At 57.0% G+C, this 16677-nt stretch carries 15 protein-coding genes; 10 read left to right on the forward strand and 5 right to left on the reverse strand.

Annotated features, from left to right (window positions below; all coding sequences use genetic code 11):
* Positions 1-43: 43 nt before the first annotated feature.
* The 7 genes from CU100_RS02575 to CU100_RS02605 all read left to right on the forward strand — a co-directional run bounded on the left by CU100_RS02575 (position 44) and on the right by CU100_RS02605 (position 8247).
* Positions 44-1291, forward strand: coding sequence for an ABC transporter substrate-binding protein (locus CU100_RS02575; protein ID WP_106714978.1), 1248 nt, complete (start codon positions 44-46; stop codon positions 1289-1291).
* 94 nt (positions 1292-1385) lie between these two features.
* Positions 1386-2264, forward strand: a complete 879-nt coding sequence (locus tag CU100_RS02580; RefSeq protein ID WP_106714979.1) for a carbohydrate ABC transporter permease — start codon at positions 1386-1388, stop codon at positions 2262-2264.
* Positions 2261-3142: a carbohydrate ABC transporter permease gene (locus CU100_RS02585; protein ID WP_106714980.1), complete on the forward strand. Its 882-nt coding sequence runs from the start codon at positions 2261-2263 to the stop codon at positions 3140-3142. The genes CU100_RS02580 and CU100_RS02585 overlap by 4 nt, the downstream gene beginning before the upstream one ends.
* 4 nt (positions 3143-3146) lie before the next feature.
* Positions 3147-4265 carry an ABC transporter ATP-binding protein gene (locus CU100_RS02590; protein ID WP_106714981.1) on the forward strand — a complete coding sequence of 373 codons (1119 nt, stop codon included), beginning with the start codon at positions 3147-3149 and terminating at the stop codon, positions 4263-4265.
* Between the two features lie 20 nt (positions 4266-4285).
* Complete coding sequence (locus tag CU100_RS02595; protein ID WP_407070290.1) at positions 4286-5815, forward strand: GMC oxidoreductase; 1530 nt, start codon at positions 4286-4288, stop codon at positions 5813-5815.
* Positions 5812-6579, forward strand: a complete 768-nt coding sequence (locus tag CU100_RS02600; RefSeq protein WP_106714982.1) for a 3-ketoacyl-ACP reductase — start codon at positions 5812-5814, stop codon at positions 6577-6579. The genes CU100_RS02595 and CU100_RS02600 overlap by 4 nt, the downstream gene beginning before the upstream one ends.
* 12 nt (positions 6580-6591) lie before the next feature.
* Positions 6592-8247: a GMC family oxidoreductase gene (locus CU100_RS02605; protein ID WP_106714983.1), complete on the forward strand. Its 1656-nt coding sequence runs from the start codon at positions 6592-6594 to the stop codon at positions 8245-8247.
* Positions 8248-8451: 204 nt separating this feature from the next.
* Here CU100_RS02605 and CU100_RS02610 read toward each other — a convergent pair whose 3' ends face one another.
* On the reverse strand, positions 8452-8763 hold the full coding sequence (locus tag CU100_RS02610) for a DUF982 domain-containing protein (protein WP_342588288.1): 312 nt from the start codon (positions 8761-8763) through the stop codon (positions 8452-8454).
* 49 nt (positions 8764-8812) lie between these two features.
* Entirely contained in the window at positions 8813-10030 is a 1218-nt protein-coding gene (locus CU100_RS02615) for an MFS transporter (RefSeq protein ID WP_106714984.1), read from the reverse strand.
* On the opposite strand from CU100_RS02615, the gene CU100_RS26675 reads away from it, so the two are divergent.
* Positions 10020-10187 carry a hypothetical protein gene (locus CU100_RS26675; RefSeq protein WP_170113708.1) on the forward strand — a complete coding sequence of 56 codons (168 nt, stop codon included), beginning with the start codon at positions 10020-10022 and terminating at the stop codon, positions 10185-10187. The two genes, CU100_RS02615 and CU100_RS26675, sit on opposite strands and share 11 nt — an antisense overlap.
* 162 nt (positions 10188-10349) lie before the next feature.
* Here the strand turns inward: CU100_RS26675 and CU100_RS26680 are convergent, their stop codons facing one another.
* Positions 10350-10490, reverse strand: a complete 141-nt coding sequence (locus tag CU100_RS26680) for a hypothetical protein (RefSeq protein ID WP_170113709.1) — start codon at positions 10488-10490, stop codon at positions 10350-10352.
* Between the two features lie 170 nt (positions 10491-10660).
* Positions 10661-10834 carry a hypothetical protein gene (locus CU100_RS26685; RefSeq protein ID WP_170113710.1) on the reverse strand — a complete coding sequence of 58 codons (174 nt, stop codon included), beginning with the start codon at positions 10832-10834 and terminating at the stop codon, positions 10661-10663.
* A gap of 165 nt (positions 10835-10999) precedes the next feature.
* On the opposite strand from CU100_RS26685, the gene CU100_RS02625 reads away from it, so the two are divergent.
* Both CU100_RS02625 and CU100_RS02630 read left to right on the forward strand, forming a co-directional pair.
* Complete coding sequence (locus CU100_RS02625; RefSeq protein ID WP_106714986.1) at positions 11000-13054, forward strand: ATP-dependent helicase; 2055 nt, start codon at positions 11000-11002, stop codon at positions 13052-13054.
* Between the two features lie 192 nt (positions 13055-13246).
* A complete protein-coding gene (locus CU100_RS02630; protein WP_106714987.1) occupies positions 13247-14155 on the forward strand; it encodes an NAD-dependent epimerase/dehydratase family protein in 909 nt (302 codons plus the stop codon).
* A 133-nt stretch (positions 14156-14288) separates the two neighbouring features.
* On the opposite strand, the gene CU100_RS02635 is transcribed toward CU100_RS02630, so the two are convergent.
* Positions 14289-16496 (reverse strand): glycosyltransferase family 2 protein, encoded by a 2208-nt coding sequence (locus tag CU100_RS02635; RefSeq protein ID WP_170113711.1) that lies wholly within the window; start codon positions 16494-16496, stop codon positions 14289-14291.
* Positions 16497-16677: the final 181 nt, after the last annotated feature.

Below are 16677 nucleotides of genomic sequence, written 5' to 3' on the forward strand. Positions count from 1 at the left end.
GATATTTAAAATCTTATCTCTTTTTTCTCATGGGAGGACTATTATGAAAAAGCTGATGAATACTGTTGCCGCTGCAGCGATGCTGCTCGGAACAGCAACGATGGCCCGCGCGGCCGAAAACGTCGAGGTCCTGCATTGGTGGACCTCCGGCGGCGAAGCCACGGCGCTGGAAGTGCTCAAGAAGGATCTCGAAACAAAGGGCATCACCTGGTCCGACATGCCGGTTTCCGGCGGTGGCGGTACTGAAGCCATGACCGTTCTGCGTGCCCGCGTAACCGCTGGCAACCCGCCGACGGCCGTACAGATGCTCGGTTTCGACATCACCGACTGGGCGAAACAGGGTGCCCTCGGTAATCTCGATGAAGTTGCTGCCAAGGAAAAGTGGGACGACGTGATCCCGACCGCCCTGCAGAAGTTCTCGAAATATGACGGCCACTGGATCGCAGCACCCGTCAACGTGCACTCGACCAACTGGATCTGGATCAACAAGGCGGCTCTCGACAAGGCCGGCGGCAAGGAGCCTGCGAACTGGGACGAGTTGATCGCTCTTCTCGACAATTTCAAGGCGCAGGGCATCACTCCAATCGCTCATGGCGGTGTGCCATGGCAGGACGCGACGATCTTCGATGCTGTCGTCCTTTCTCTCGGCACTGACTTCTACAAGTCGGCTTTCATCGATCTCGATCCCGCTGCTCTCGGCAGCGACAAGATGAAGGAAGCCTTCGACCGCATGACCAAGCTGCGTACCTATGTGGATGACAATTTCTCCGGTCGCGACTGGAATCTTGCTTCCGCGATGGTCATCGAAAACAAGGCAGGTCTGCAGTTCATGGGTGACTGGGCCAAGGGCGAATTCATCAAGGCTGGCAAGGTGCCAGGCAAGGATTTCGTCTGCATGCGCTTCCCGGGCACCCAGGGTTCCGTCACGTTCAATTCGGACCAGTTTGCCATGTTCAAGGTCAGTGACGCACAGCTCAAGCCGCAGCTCGTCATGGCGTCGGCCATTGAAAGCCCGACCTTCCAGTCAGCCTTCAATGTCGTCAAGGGTTCCGCCCCTGCGCGTACCGATGTTCCGGATACTGCCTTCGACGATTGCGGCAAGAAGGCCATCAAGGATCTTGCCGAAGCCAACAAGGCTGGCACGCTCTTTGGATCGATGGCCCATGGCCATGCCAATCCGGCTGCTGTCAAGAACGCGATCTACGACGTCGTGACCCGTGAGTTCAACGGCGACCTGACCTCGGAAGAAGCAGTCAAGGAACTCGTTTCGGCTGTTGAAGCCGCAAAATAGGTTCGGCCATTCTGTCCGGGGCTACATTGCCCCGGACAGGTTCCCCGCGACAGGGATCGCGGCAACATGAAGTAAAATTTCGAGGGGTGAGGCTATGGATGCCCGCAGCCGCATACAGGACCTGATACCGAAACTGGTATTGGGACCGAGTTTTCTGATCGTCCTGATTTTCGTATATGGCTTCATCGCCTACACCGGCATCCTGTCCTTTACCGACAGCAAGATGCTGCCATCCTATGGCTTCGTAGGGTTTGAAAACTACCGCAAGCTCTGGGCGCTGCCGCATTGGTGGCGGGCGATCACCAATCTCGGAATTTTCGCTTCGCTCTATATCATCGTCTGCACCGTCATCGGCCTCGGGCTTGCCATTCTGCTCGATCAGAAGATCCGCATCGAGGGCTTTCTGCGGCCGGTCTATCTCTATCCCATGGCGCTTTCGTTCATCGTCACGGGCGTCGCCTGGAAGTGGTTTCTCGATCCCGGCATCGGTCTTGAAAATACCATGCACCAGTGGGGCTGGGAGAGTTTCCGCTTCAACTGGATCAAGGATTCGAAGATGGCGATCTATACGGTGGTCATCGCCGCCGTCTGGCAATCTTCCGGCTTTGTCATGGCCATGTTCCTTGCGGGTCTGCGCGGTGTCGACAACGAGATCATCAAGGCTGCCCAGATCGACGGCGCTTCGACCGGAACCATCTATCGCCGCATCATCATCCCGCTGATGCGCCCGGTTTTCCTGTCCGCCTTCGTCGTCCTCGCACATCTTGCGATCAAGGCCTACGACCTTGTGATCGCGCTGACCGGCGGCGGACCGGGCCAGGCTACCGAATTGCCCGCGACGTTCATGTATTCCTATACGTTCACCCGCAATTCCATGGGCATCGGCGCCTCGTCGGCCATCATCATGCTGATCATGATCTTCTCGATCATCGTTCCCTATCTCTACTCGGAAATAAGAGGGGGCAACAAATGAGTGGCCAGAGCCCGGACAATGCGATTTCCAGCGGCAGGCTGACACGCGTTCTGATCTACGCGGCGTTGCTGCTATTCGCCTTCTACTACCTGTTGCCGCTCTATGTCATGCTGGTCAATTCCCTCAAGCCACTCGAGGAAATCCGCCAGGGCGGCATGCTGTCGCCGCCGCGCGAATGGACCATCCAGCCTTGGCTTACCGCCTGGTCGACGGCGCAGATCGGCGTGCAACCCACGGGTCTGAGGCCCTATTTCATCAATTCGATCCTGATGGTCGTGCCTGCGGTCGCCATCTCCACTGTCGTCGGCGCTCTCAATGGCTATGTCCTGACCAAATGGAAATTCCGCGGCTCCAACCTGATGTTCGGCATGCTGCTGCTCGGCTGCTTCATCCCGTTCCAGATCGTGCTCATTCCGATGGCGCGCATGCTCGGGCTGCTCGGCATGGCCGGTACGATCCAGGGGCTGATCCTCGTCCATATCGTCTATGGGCTCGGTTTCACCACCCTCTACTTCCGCAATTATTACGAGGCGTTCCCGACCGAGCTCGTTCGCGCGGCGCAGATCGACGGTGCGAGTTTCTTCCAGATATTCCGCCGTATTCTTTTGCCCTCGTCAGGACCGATCATCGTCGTCTCCGTCATCTGGCAATTCACCAATATCTGGAACGACTTCCTGTTCGGTGCCTCCTTCTCCGGCTTTTCGAGCACGCCCATGACGGTAGCGCTCAACAACCTCGTCAACTCGTCGACCGGGGTCAAGGAATATAACGTGCATTTCGCCGGCGCCATTCTCGCGGCGCTGCCAACTCTCATCGTCTACATCGTTTCCGGACGCTATTTCGTCCGCGGCCTCATGTCCGGCGCCGTGAAGGGATAAATCAATGTCATTTCTCAAGATCAAAGACCTGCACAAATCCTACGGCAACGTGCCGATCCTCAAGGATATCAACATCGAGATCGATGAGGGCGGTTTCCTCGTGCTCGTCGGTCCGTCCGGCTGCGGCAAGTCGACATTGCTCAACACGATCGCCGGGCTGGAGCCGATCACCTCGGGCGATATATCCATCAACGGCAAGTCGATCAGTGGACTGCATCCCTCCAAGCGCGATATCGCCATGGTGTTCCAGTCCTATGCGCTTTATCCGAACATGACCGTCGGCGGAAACATCGCCTTCGGCATGGAAATCCGCGGTGTGCCGAAGCCCGAACGGGACAAGGCCATCAAGCAGGTCGCCGACATGCTGCAGATCGGCCATCTGCTCGAGCGCAAGCCGAGCCAGCTTTCCGGCGGCCAGCGCCAGCGTGTCGCCATGGGCCGCGCGCTCGTTCGCAACCCGCAGGTGTTCCTGTTCGACGAACCGCTCTCCAATCTCGATGCCAAGCTGCGTGTCGACATGCGCACGGAGATCAAGCGCCTGCACCAGCGTATGAAGACCACCATCGTCTACGTCACGCACGACCAGATCGAGGCGATGACGCTGGCCAGCAAGATCGCGGTTCTGAAGGATGGCGTGTTGCAGCAGTTCGGCACGCCTGCCGAGATCTACAATAATCCGACCAACCTCTTCGTTGCCGATTTCATGGGTTCTCCCGCCATGAACCTCCTCAAGGCAAGGATCGAGGGCGGCGCTTCCGACCTTCAGGTCGTGCTTGAAAGGCCCGATGCGGCGCCTCTGCGCCTGCCGGTCAAGAAGACCAACAGCGCGCTTCTCGGCTATGCCGGCAAGGATGTCACCTTCGGCATACGTCCGGAAGCCTTGACCGATCCGGACGGCGCGGACCGCAATGCCGGATCGCTGGTGGAAGGCGAGTGCCTGATCGAAGTGGTGGAGCCAGCGGGCTCCGATACGTTCGCGGTCACCAAGCTCGGCGGCAAGGAAGTGGTTGCCCGCCTGCGTGCGGATGCGCAAATCGTTCCCGGTCAGAAGACGCAGCTCGCCTTCAACCTGGACAAGGCAGTGTTCTTCGATCCGCAGTCGCAATTGCGTATCGGCGCCTGAAACGCAGCCATGGACGGTGAATGCTCATGAGCCACGAGTTACAACCGGCCACAGCCGCAGATATCGTAATCATCGGATCGGGCATAGGCGGCGCGACCATGGCGGCAGGGCTTGCCGCCTCCGGGGCGAATATTCTCATCCTTGAAGCCGGCGATCATTTGCCCGATCGCCCGGAAAATCGCGATCCGCGGGCGATCTTCCAGCGCGGCTTCTTCCGCCCCCTCGAAAACTGGTACGACGAGACCGGCAGCGCCTTCAATCCCGGCAATTATTACAATGTGGGCGGCAATTCCAAATTCTACGGGGCGGTGCTGACGCGCTATCGCTCCGAGGATTTCGAGGAAATGCAGCATCTTGAGGGCGTGTCGCCCGCCTGGCCTTTCCCCTATGAGGAACTGGAGCCGTGGTATGGCAAGGCTGAAGCGCTGTTTCAGGTCCGTGGGAAACTGGGCGAGGACCCGACCGAACCGCTGCACTCCACTCCCTATGCTTTCCCTCCGGTTCCTGACGAAGCGCCGATCGCTGCCCTGCGGGAGCGGCTGACGACGGCGGGCGTCCACCCCTCGACCCTGCCGCTTGGCGTCGATATCGAGACGTGGCTGTCGCATGGAAAGACGCCGTGGGACGCGCATCCCAACAGCCATAACGGCAAGATGGATGCCGAGACCACGGCCCTCGCGGCCGCGCTCAAGCACGGGAATGTCAGTCTGCAGACGAATTCCCGCGTCACGCGCCTGCAGGCTGCGCCGGACGGCAAGACCATCGCCGCCGTGCATTACGAAAAGGACGGCAGAACCTATGCCATCAAACCCCGGCTTGTCGTCCTTTCCGCCGGTGCCGTCCAGTCGGCTGTGCTGCTGTTGCGTTCCGCCGATGATGCCAACCCTGCCGGACTGGCCAATCGGTCCGACCAGGTGGGGCGCAATTTCATGAATCACAATCTCTCCGCTGTCATCGGTTTCGATCCGCGCTTTTGCAATGATTGCGTTTATCAGAAGACGCTCGGCTTCAACGACTTCTATCTCTCCGATGGCAGGGGCGGGGCTCCCCTCGGCAATGCACAATTGCTCGGGCGGATAAGCGGCCCGGTGCTGAAGTCCGACCTGAAATTCGTGCCGGAGTGGATGCTCGACCGCTTCTGCGCCCACACGGTGGATTTCCTGGCGATGAGCGAGGATGTCCCGAAGCCGGAAAGCCGCGTTCGCGTCGATGGCGACAGGATCATCCTTGAATGGATCCGCAGCAATTGGCCTGCGCACCTGAAGCTGGTTGCGCAGATCAAGTCGGTGCTACGCGCTGCCGGGTTTCCGCTGGTATTGTCCAAGGCTTTCGACCGGAAGACCCCGTCGCATCAATGCGGCACGGTCCGCATGGGTGAGGACCCGGCAAAGGCGCCGCTCGACATCTATTGCCGCGCCTATGAGCATCCCAATCTTTTTGTGGTCGATGCTGCCTTCCTACCAACCTCCGCAGCTGTCAATCCGGCGCTGACCATTGCGGCGCAGGCATTGCGTGTGGCGGATCACATCGTTTCGAAGGAACTGGCATGAGGAAACCAGTCGCCATCGTAACGGGCGCTCGCCGCGGCATTGGCTTAGGCATAGCAGAAGCCTTGGCGTCGCAGGGCTTCGACCTCGCGATCACCGACATTGTCGATGACGACGCCAGTCAATCGGCAATCGAGACGCTCGAGAAGCTTGGTGCCAGGGCCATCTTCATCCCGTCGGATATAGCTGACCTTTCAAGCCATTGCGCAACAGTCGAGACCGCCATCGCAAAATTCGGCCAAATCGATTGCCTTGTCAACAATGCCGGTATCGGCTCCAAAGTCCGGGGAGATTTCATTGATCTTGAGCCAGCTAACTACGATGCAATTTTTAACATCAATCTGCGCGGAACTGTGTTTTTCACCCAGGCAGTATTAAGAATGATGCTGGCGCAAAAGCAGACGTCCCGTCCGCGTTCGATCATCAACATCACGTCTGTTTCCGCCGCGATGACCTCGCCGGAACGGCTCGATTACTGCATGACGAAGGCGGCTTTGGCTGCCTTCACCCAGGGCCTCGCCCTGCGCCTGGCGGATCAGGGCGTCAGCGTCTTCGATGTGCGCCCCGGCATTATCCGTTCCGATATGACTGCAGTCGCTGCGGCGAAATACGACAAGCTTATCGCTGAAGGCCTGGTGCCGATGAAACGCTGGGGCGAGCCGGAAGATCTCGGCCGCATCGTTGCCGCACTCGCCAGCGGCGACTTCAACTTCGCCACCGGCTCCGTCATCAATGCCGATGGCGCTCTTTCGATAGGCAGGCTTTAGAGGCTCGATACGATGACCTACGACTACATCATTACTGGCGCTGGACCGGCTGGTTGCGTTCTTGCCAATCGCCTGAGCGAAGATCCTCAAGTATCCGTGCTGCTTCTCGAAGCGGGCGGCGGAGACTGGAACCCGCTTTTCCATATGCCTGCGGGTTTCGCCAAGATGACCAAGGGCGTCGCCAGCTGGGGCTGGGAAACCGTGCCGCAAAAGCACATGAAAAATCGTGTGCTTCGCTACACGCAGGCAAAGGTCATCGGCGGCGGATCGAGCATCAACGCCCAGCTTTACACGCGCGGAAATGCAACCGACTACGATTTGTGGGCGAGCGAGGATGGTTGCAAAGGCTGGAGCTATCGCGATGTCCTGCCCTATTTCAAACGGGCGGAGGACAATCAGCGTTTTGCCGACGATTATCATTCCTATGGCGGGCCGCTAGGCGTTTCCATGCCCGCTGCCACCTTGCCGATCTGCGATGCCTATATTCGTGCCGGTCAGGAGCTTGGCATACCCTATAATCATGATTTCAACGGCAAGACACAAGGCGGGGTCGGCTTCTACCAGTTGACGCAGCGCGACCGCCGCCGGTCGTCCGCATCGATGGCCTATCTCTCTCCTGTCAAGGATCGGCAAAACCTGACCGTCCGCACCGGCACGCAAGTTTCCAGGATCGTCGTGGAACGCAAGAAGGCGATCGGCGTCGAAACCATCCGCAATAATATGCGCGAGATCATCCTGGCCAATCGCGAGGTGCTGGTGACGTCAGGCGCAATAGGCTCGCCCAGGCTTCTCCTGCAATCGGGCATAGGTCCCGCAGATCATTTGAAGAGTGTCGGTGTTCCGGTGGTGCATGATCTGCCCGGCGTCGGCGAGAACATGCAGGACCATCTAGACCTGTTCGTCATTTGCGAGTGTACCGGCGACCATACCTATGACGGTGTCGCCAAGCTGCATCGTACCCTGTGGGCCGGGCTGCAATATGTGCTGTTCCGGTCGGGCCCGGTCGCTTCGAGCCTCTTCGAGACTGGCGGTTTCTGGTATGCCGATGACAAGGCGCGCTCGCCCGACATCCAGTTTCATCTCGGCCTTGGATCGGGAATCGAAGCGGGTGTCGAACGGCTGAAGAACGCCGGTGTGACGCTCAACTCCGCTTATCTGCATCCCCGTTCGCGCGGCACCGTTCGGTTGCAATCGGCTGATCCATCTGCGGCACCGCTCATCGATCCGAACTACTGGAGCGATCCGCACGATCGGAAGATGTCGATCGAGGGGCTGAAGCTCGCACGCGAAATCATGAGCCAGGCCGCGTTGAAGCCCTTTGTCATGGCGGAGCGCCTGCCGGGGCCGAAATACAATACGGACGAGGAGCTTTTCAACTATGGCTGTGCCAATGCCAAGACCGATCATCACCCGGTCGGAACTTGCAAGATGGGCTCCGATGCGATGGCTGTCGTAGGTCTTGACCTCAAGGTTCGCGGGCTTGAAGGCTTGCGCGTCTGCGACAGCTCGGTCATGCCGCGCGTCCCCTCATGCAACACCAATGCACCGACGATCATGATGGGCGAAAAAGGTGCGGATATCATCCGTGACCTGCCGCCGTTGCCGCCAGCGATCTTTTCCAACGAAATGAATGAAAAACGCCCGCGGGCTCGGGCAGATATTCGCTGACGGTGCCGATTATCTCCCCCCTTGCGGGGGAAAGCGATTTCAGCATCTTGGCCCTTGCCAAGTGCTAGAAATCGCCAGAGAGGGGATTTGCCTCACTGAGCTACCCCCTCACTTGTATTTTCTAAGGATTTAGCAAAGAGACTAAATCCAAGAAAATCCTTTCTCCCCCACAAGGGGGAGGGTAAACCGGCACCCTATGCACCTCTAATGCAGTCTCGGATCCAGAAATACGCCCGCCTCCCGCGCTGCTCTGATAAAAGCGTGCCGCGCCTTATGCGCTGGTTTCCAACCGTCGAGCGCATCCAGGCAGGCTTGCAGGGCCCGGCGATAGCTTGGCCCCTTCGTGCTTGGCCAGTAACTTCGCAGGCATTCAATCGCTTCCCAAACGCTGGTCACCGCTCTTTGACCTGCGGCTCCAATAGTGATCATAACCGGGATGGGAAAACGCTTGTCGTTCATCATTTCCTCCATAATGTCGGACAGAATGTCAGCAGTTTGCGCCGCTGAACCGATCATGAAAATGAGTCTGGTTTGAGTCTGGTTCCATGACAAGTTGAAGAAATATTCATGACGCTCGCGGTCGCGCCAGCCAGCCGTAGAGCGCGCCGGCTCCAAGCATAAGGCAGGTGCCGAGAAAAACCGCGCGCATGCCGAAATGTCCGCCGATAAAGCCTCCGGCCAGCGGTCCAACGACCTGTCCCGCATATTGCGAGGATGTGGCATAGCCAAGGATGTTCCCGGCAATGCGATCAGGAACATTGTGGCGAATCACGCTGGTGATGCAGGGCAGGAGCCCGCCGAGCGAAAGCCCCATCAGGAAGCGCAGCAATATGAGTTGCCAGCCTTCCGTCACGAATGCCTGGGGGATGAGCAGGAGTGCGGATAGGGCAAGGGCGGCAACGATGACATTCCAGTGGCCGATGCGGTCGGCCAGTTTGCCGAGGCGCGAGGCCGAGAGGATACTCCCAAGCGCTGCCGCCGACATGACGATACCCGCAACCATGGTGATGTGCGAGGGATTGTCTACCAATTGTGCCACATAGACCGTGATGATCGGTTCTATGGACATATTGGCGAGCATCAGGAGCATACCAGCGAGCAGCATCACGATGATGGGCCGCTTGTCCGGAATGGCTGACCAGCCGCCGCTTTGCTTCTCGGTTTTCGACCTTGCCGGGCGCCGTTCTTCCTTGATCAGGAAGGTCGTCGCAAGGAAGGTGACGAAGATGACGCCTCCGGCGAGCCAGAAGGTTTGGCGAATTCCAATCAGCGGCGGCAGCGCCCCTCCGATCAGCGGACCCACGAGATTGCCGGCCATGATGCCCGAGGCGAGGGTGCCGAGCGCCCATCCGGTGCGAGCTTTCGGTGTCTGTGTTGCCACGAGAACGGTTGATCCCGACGCATAACCGCCGAGTAGTCCGGTCAGAAGCCGCAGGAAGACCAATTGCCAGACATCCGTCGCCATGCCCATCAGTGACATTGCGACCGCCATTCCAAGACTGGCGCGAATGAGCATCAGTTTGCGCCCATAGAGATCGGCGAGCCTTCCCCAGAGTGGCGCGACCAGCGCGGCGGTCAGGAACGTCGCGCCATAGGCTATTCCGGACCATTGCACGATCGCCGCATGTTCCTTTTCGCCCAGCTGTTCAACATAGAGCGGCAGGAAAGGCAGGATCAAAGTCATCGCGACAATCGTCGTGAACGAGCCCAGCAGGCAGACGACGAGGTTCTGCCGCCAGTAAGGCGACTCGCTCGAGGAGCTGGATTCGTCGTTGTCTGACATGCCGGGGATCGGATATCCGCACCGGATGATCCGGTGGGCCTCATTGCAAGAGTGCGAACAGGCGGCCAGTTTTTCACCGGAGCAGGAAGAAGGCAATGTCCCGGCACAGCCGAGCGTCAACGGGCCGCAATATTTCCTCGGCTTTGCCCGGATCTGACACCGGAAGCAAACCGAAAAATATCGCCCTGGACTCATTTTTCCAGGTTTTCAAACGAAAACAGCCCAATTTGCCGCGAAAATCTCGCCACATAGTTGAAATTTAGGTGCAGCCGGTTGAGTGAGTTACTTTGACTGTGCTTTGAAGCGGAAGCGTTTATCTTCAGCGACTGAAGAACCATCCTGCAAAAAGCACAATCACCGTTATCACCACGAACAGCACGATATAGGGCTGCATCGGGGTCAGATAGGGCTCATAGTCGGTCTTGAGCGGGTCTTTTTCGTCTGAATCCATCAAGATCATGCGCAATTGCGTGGAGAGACCCGGTTGGATGTGGGGGACAACCGGCGAGTTTCGGGCCTCTGCTGGGTCAAATCAGCTTTGCCACTGTGCACTGGTGTGCCGGGTGGTTCAATTACCCTGCTACTCGCTACTATTTCTTAGAAAGACCGGGTTGAAGATAGTCTGGCAACTCAGAAGAAATATGCGAGTACCACTGCCACGATAACGCCTGTGGCAAATACGGCCACATACCAACCCTGAGAGTTGTGAACTGCCCAAGCATCTTCATCGTCTTCGTCGAAATCATTGACCATGGGTGCCATCCTTCCGGTGACAAGAGCGATGTTCTTTTTGTTTTTGTACAAAGCGCAACATGCCTCCCTTGGTGCCATCGACAGTACAACGCTGCGCGGAGCCGATGGTTTCATCGAGGTACTTGGCCCCGGTTTACGACCTTCCCAATTATCGTTGGCAATGCTACGTTCACTCTCTGTTCGCAGCCGATTCGGAAAGCTGCCGTTGGGGAATACATGAGCGCCTATCTGGATAAACTTAACGCCGAGCAGCGCATGGCCGTCGAGTTCGGCGTCGGACAGGACGCCGGACCGTTGCTCGTCATCGCTGGTGCGGGTTCCGGCAAGACCAATACGCTTGCTCATCGTGTCGCCCATCTCATCGTAAACGGAGCCGATCCGCGCCGGATTCTGCTCATGACGTTTTCGCGCCGGGCTGCCGCGGAAATGTCACGGCGTGTAGAACGTATTTGTAATCAAGTACTTGGTGCTAAATCAGGTGTCATGGTCGATGCTCTCGAATGGGCCGGTACGTTCCATGGCATTGGCGCCCGGCTCTTGCGCGAATATGCCGGGCAGATCGGCCTCGGCGTGGATTTTACCATTCACGATCGCGAGGATTCTGCCGATTTGATGAATATCGTCAGGCATGAACTGGGGTTTTCCAAGAAGGAAAGCAGGTTTCCTACCAAAGGCACCTGCCTCTCGATCTATTCCCGTACCGTCAATTCAGAGACGCCTCTCGAAGAGGTGCTCAAGAATTTCTTTCCCTGGTGCGCGGCATGGAATACCGAGCTGCGGCAGCTGTTTGCTGCCTATGTCGAAGCCAAGCAGGCCCAGAACGTGCTCGATTACGACGATCTTCTTCTATATTGGGCGCAAGCAGCCACTGTATCTATACTTGCGGAGGACATGAGCGGACGGTTCGACCACGTATTGGTGGATGAATATCAGGACACGAACCGCCTGCAGTCTTCCATTCTTCTGGCGTTGAAGCCCGAGGGGCGCGGTCTGACAGTCGTTGGGGATGACGCCCAGTCCATCTATTCTTTTCGCGCTGCTACGGTTCGCAATATTCTAGACTTCCCGAAGGCGTTTACGCCGTCAGCGAATATTATCACGCTCGACCGGAACTATCGCTCTACGCAGACTATTCTTGCCGCTGCCAATGGCGTCATCGATCTGGCTTCGGAGCGGTTTACCAAAAATTTGTGGACCGAGCGCCAATCATCTGCGCGCCCACACCTCGTTACTGTTCGTGACGAAACGGATCAGGCGCGTTACATAGTGGAAGAAGTGCTGGAGAACCGCGAGAACGGTACGCTGCTGAAACAACAGGCTGTGCTTTTCCGCACCTCGCATCACAGTGGACCTCTCGAGGTCGAGTTGACTCGCCGCAACATACCGTTTGTGAAGTTCGGTGGTCTTAAATTCCTTGATAGCGCGCACGTGAAAGACATGCTGGCTGCGCTGCGATTTGTGCAGAACCCGCGCGATCGCGTAGCCGGGTTCCGTTTGATGTTGCTGCTGCCCGGCGTCGGGCCGTCGTCGGCCCAGCGTGTGCTCGATCAAATGTCAGACAGTGCAGATCCGATTGCTGCTCTTTCCGAAGTTCAGGCACCGCCCCGTGCCGGCGCGGATTGGACAGACTTCGTGCAAATGCTGCAACAGGTGCGATCATCTAATGCGGATTGGCCAAACGAGATCGAACAGGCGCGGCTCTGGTACGAACCGCATCTGGAGCGGATTCACGACGATGCGCCGATGCGGCAAGCGGACCTGTTGCAATTGCAGCAGATTGCAGGCGGCTACTCGTCCCGGGAACGATTTCTTACCGAATTGACGCTCGATCCGCCGGATGCCACCAGCGATCAATCCGGCGTGCCGCTGCTCGACGAAGATTATCTGGTCCTGTCCACCATTCACTCGGCCAAGGGGCAGGAGTGGAAATCGGTCTATATGCTCAATGTTGTCGATGGCTGCATACCCTCTGATCTCGGGACCGGCTCCACTGCGGAACTCGAAGAGGAGAGACGGCTGCTCTATGTCGCCATGACACGCGCCAAGGACAATCTTCATCTTGTGGTGCCGCAACGCTTCTTTACCCACGGCCAAAATGCCCAGGGCGACAGGCATGTTTATGCGTCACGTACCCGATTCATCCCCGCGACGTTGCTGCAATATTTTGAATGTGTCGCATGGCCGTTGGCGCGGCAAGCCGCTTCGGAACGTTCCGGTCTGCGAACACTGCAGGTCGATATCGGTTCACGCATGCGAGGAATGTGGCAATGACGATCAGGAGCATGTGGCAGGCGCAATATTCGGTGGCGAGGACAAAGTCTTGAGCAGGTTGATCCAGTACCACCAGCCAGTGCTCTTGTCGTACCTTCACGCTGGGGAATAGGGTCTTTGATATGGTACAAATCAGACAAACCGGATGTAATTGCCTCCAAGAAACCCCCGGGATCGCCTTAGGATAGCTTGATGATAGGAATTTACGGAGCTAACGGATTTATTGGACGCCATCTCGTACGGAGACTGGCCGAATCAGGTATTCCTGCACGGGCGGTCTCACGGAAGTTCGAAGCCGATTTCATACGCGGTTTGGCTGGGAAAACGGAATTCGTTCAGGCGGATTTCCGTCAAGCTCTTGATATGGCTTCAACCCTTCAGGACCTGAGTACGGTTGTACAGTTGGTGTCGACTTCCAGCCCTGGCATGAAGAATGACCATGCGATTGCTGACATTGCCGAAAACGTCGTACCTCACGTTCAGTTTCTTGAGAGTTGCATCAAGGCCGGCGTCAAACGGTACATTTTCCTCTCGTCCGGCGGCACGGTTTATGGTCCCGGTGCGGTGATCCCGACACCCGAAACGAACCCCACCAACCCAATAAACTCCCATGGTCTGACGAAGCTGGTCGTCGAGAAATACATTCAGATGCATGGCCACGTGAGCGGATTGGAGTACATCATCTTGCGTGTGGCCAATCCTTTCGGACCTGGTCAGATGTTCCGCAAGGGACAGGGATTGATCCCGGCGATCCTGGACCACTGGCGAAAGAATCTCCCGATAAGAATCTTTGGTGAGGGGACTGCCCTTCGTGACTACATCTACATCGACGATCTCATAGATGCGGTCGCATCAGCGATACTTCTTCCGGGCAGTCCCAGGCTCGTTCTCAACATTGGCAGTGGCGAGGTCCGCTCAGTCATGGAAGTGGTCGAGACTATAGAGGACGTGACAGGCCATCGCTTCGAGCGAGAATATGTCGACACACGCAAGACCGACGTCGACGTAGCAAGTCTTGACATCAGCATGGCCATGAAGCTTTTGAACTGGTCACCCAAGACCAGGTTTCACGACGGTATACGCCGAACAATTGATATTTAAGCGCCACTGCGACGATCATCCATCGACATTCACGGTTTGAGAATCGAACCGATCGGCACATAGACGGGTAAATTCGCGGGTTCCTTCGACGGTTCAGTCGGAAACAGTAGCGATCAAGAATGTGAAGTTCGTTCTAGCGCATTTCCGGCACCCTTGGCGCGAAGTCCTCGCTGGTGCGCGTCAAGTTCGGGGAATAGTAAGGATCGTTCTCAAGGTCCCACCTTTCAAGCATGAATTCTCTTTCTTGCTCGAACCGCTTCTTTTTCTGCGGATTGTTCTCGCTTCCGCGGGAGACACTCTCGAGATGATACAGTTCGGCATAGGGCGTCCAGATGTTGGCATAGCCGGCTTCTTGCAGCCGGAGGCAGAAATCCACGTCATTTAGCGCCACCGCGAGGTGGGTTTCATCAAGGCCGCCGACCTTCTCAAAAAGCTCCTTGCGCACAATCAGGCAGGCGCCAGTCACCGCCGAAAAATTTTGATGCACTTTCAGCCGATTGAAATAGCCCGGATGCTGTCCGGGAAAGTGTTTGTGTGCATGGCCGGCTATCCCGTTGATCCCAAGGATAATCCCGCCATGCTGTATCGTACCATTGCCGTAGTATAATTTCGCGCCCACGCAGCCTATGCCCGGCTGGCTCGCCCAGGACACCATTTCCGTGAGCCACCCGGGAGAGATCACCTCTATATCATTGTTAATCAGCCCAATGATCGAACCCTTTGCATTTTTGACGCCAAAATTATTGATCGCCGAATAGTTGAATGGGAACTTGTATGGTAGGACAACCACGTTGAAGCGGTCTTTCAGTTCCTGGAAAAGGGCGAGGGTCTCTGCTTCGACCGAGCCATTGTCAACGACAATGATTTCATAGTTGTCGTACTCGGTTTTCTCGATGATCGAGCTTATGCAGTTGCGCAGCAAACCGGCCTGGTCTCGCGTGGGGATAATCAAGCTAACCTGCGGTTGCGGTACGGGAACATCGAAGCGCACGCGGTAGCAGGGAGCATCCTTGGCAAATTCCGCCTTTGCCGCTAATCGAAGACGCCCGATATGCTCACGAAGGGCCTTGAGGCCGCTCTCGAGACGCGGTGAAGTCGATAGGCTTTCGCGTGAATGATAGAGTATCTTGGGTACGTGACAAATATTGCCCGCGTCTATTCCTTCGACAATACGCAGATTGAGGTCGTAGTTCTCGCTTCCTTCGAAACCTGATCGCCACGCCCCGGCCGACTTGATGTTCTCCGTCCGGTGCAGGGCAAGGCGGTGAAGAAAGTCGTGGGATTGGAGCAATGGCAGCGAGAAGTCCGGTTTGAAATGAGGGTCCTTGCGGTCTCCGCTTTCTGTCAGCGTATCCTCATCACTGTAAATCAGTTGCGCCCTTGGATGACGGTTGATTGCCAATACCATCTCGGCAAGCGCGGTCGGGCTGAGCCTGTCATTCTGGCCAATGATCGCGGCCCACTCGCCGGTGGCGAGCCGAAGAGCAGAATTTGAGGCGCGGAACACCTGATCGTCAATTCCGTCATCTACCGTCCGGACGTTGGGATGCGCCGCCGCGTACTCATCCACAACCTGGCGTATCTCAGGGTGTGATGAGAAAACACCGGCTATGCACAGTTCCCACTTTCCGTAAATCTGCGTAACCACGCTGTCGATTGCCGACCTCAGATGCCTGACATCCGGATCGCAAATCGCAAGGAGCAGCGAGATGCGAGGCTGCATCTGCGCATCTGCCAATTCGGCGCGAATACCCGCAACTTGATCTTCGGAGAGGCTGTCGTAGGTTTCGATCCATAGGCTATATCCATTGGGTGTCTCCTCGCCCTTTGGGTAGAGGATGTGAGCAACGAGACCGCGAATTCCTTTCCGGCGCATGAGGGAGACACCGTATCCGCCAAGCCTGCGGATATCGCCTCTGTTTTTTAGCGCAAGAGCGCCCATTGTTTTGACGAGCATCAAATAACGCTCGACGGATCCTACACGACGAAGGTTCGCGCTCTTGAAAGAAACCGGTGGCGTCCTCGGCGAAAGCTTTAAGGTTGTTGCGCCGCGTGGCAGAAAAAAGTCAGCGACGGCGTGATTGCTGCGATCAGTGGAAAACTGCAGATAAGTGGTCTCCCAACCACCTTCGAGGTTTCGGACATGGAGACGCTCACTGGACAGGGGCGAAATGCCGTCTTGAAGCCTGAGACAGGCCCTGTAGTGACCAGGCTCAAGTCCTGAGCGTGTTGTCCACTGCAGATCGGTAGCACCAGCACCCCCATCATCTACAGGTTCGAACTGGACTGCGCGACGAACGTGGAGGAGATTGTCAACGTATCGTAGAAGGGTCTTTCTCAATGCAGGCATAGCCTCCAAAATTCACTGACCATACCCAGTCGCGACCAACCGCTATCCCATCTCCACTCGATGTTGAGAGAGTTCAACGAACTATCGCGGAGTGAGATGCGGTACTTTGCGCCAATGGCAGACATTTGGAAGCAATGAACATACAAGTCAACCGTTTGAGACATTGTCCGAC

It is taken from the genome of Phyllobacterium endophyticum (assembly GCF_003010935.1).
Lineage (GTDB): Bacteria > Pseudomonadota > Alphaproteobacteria > Rhizobiales > Rhizobiaceae > Phyllobacterium > Phyllobacterium endophyticum.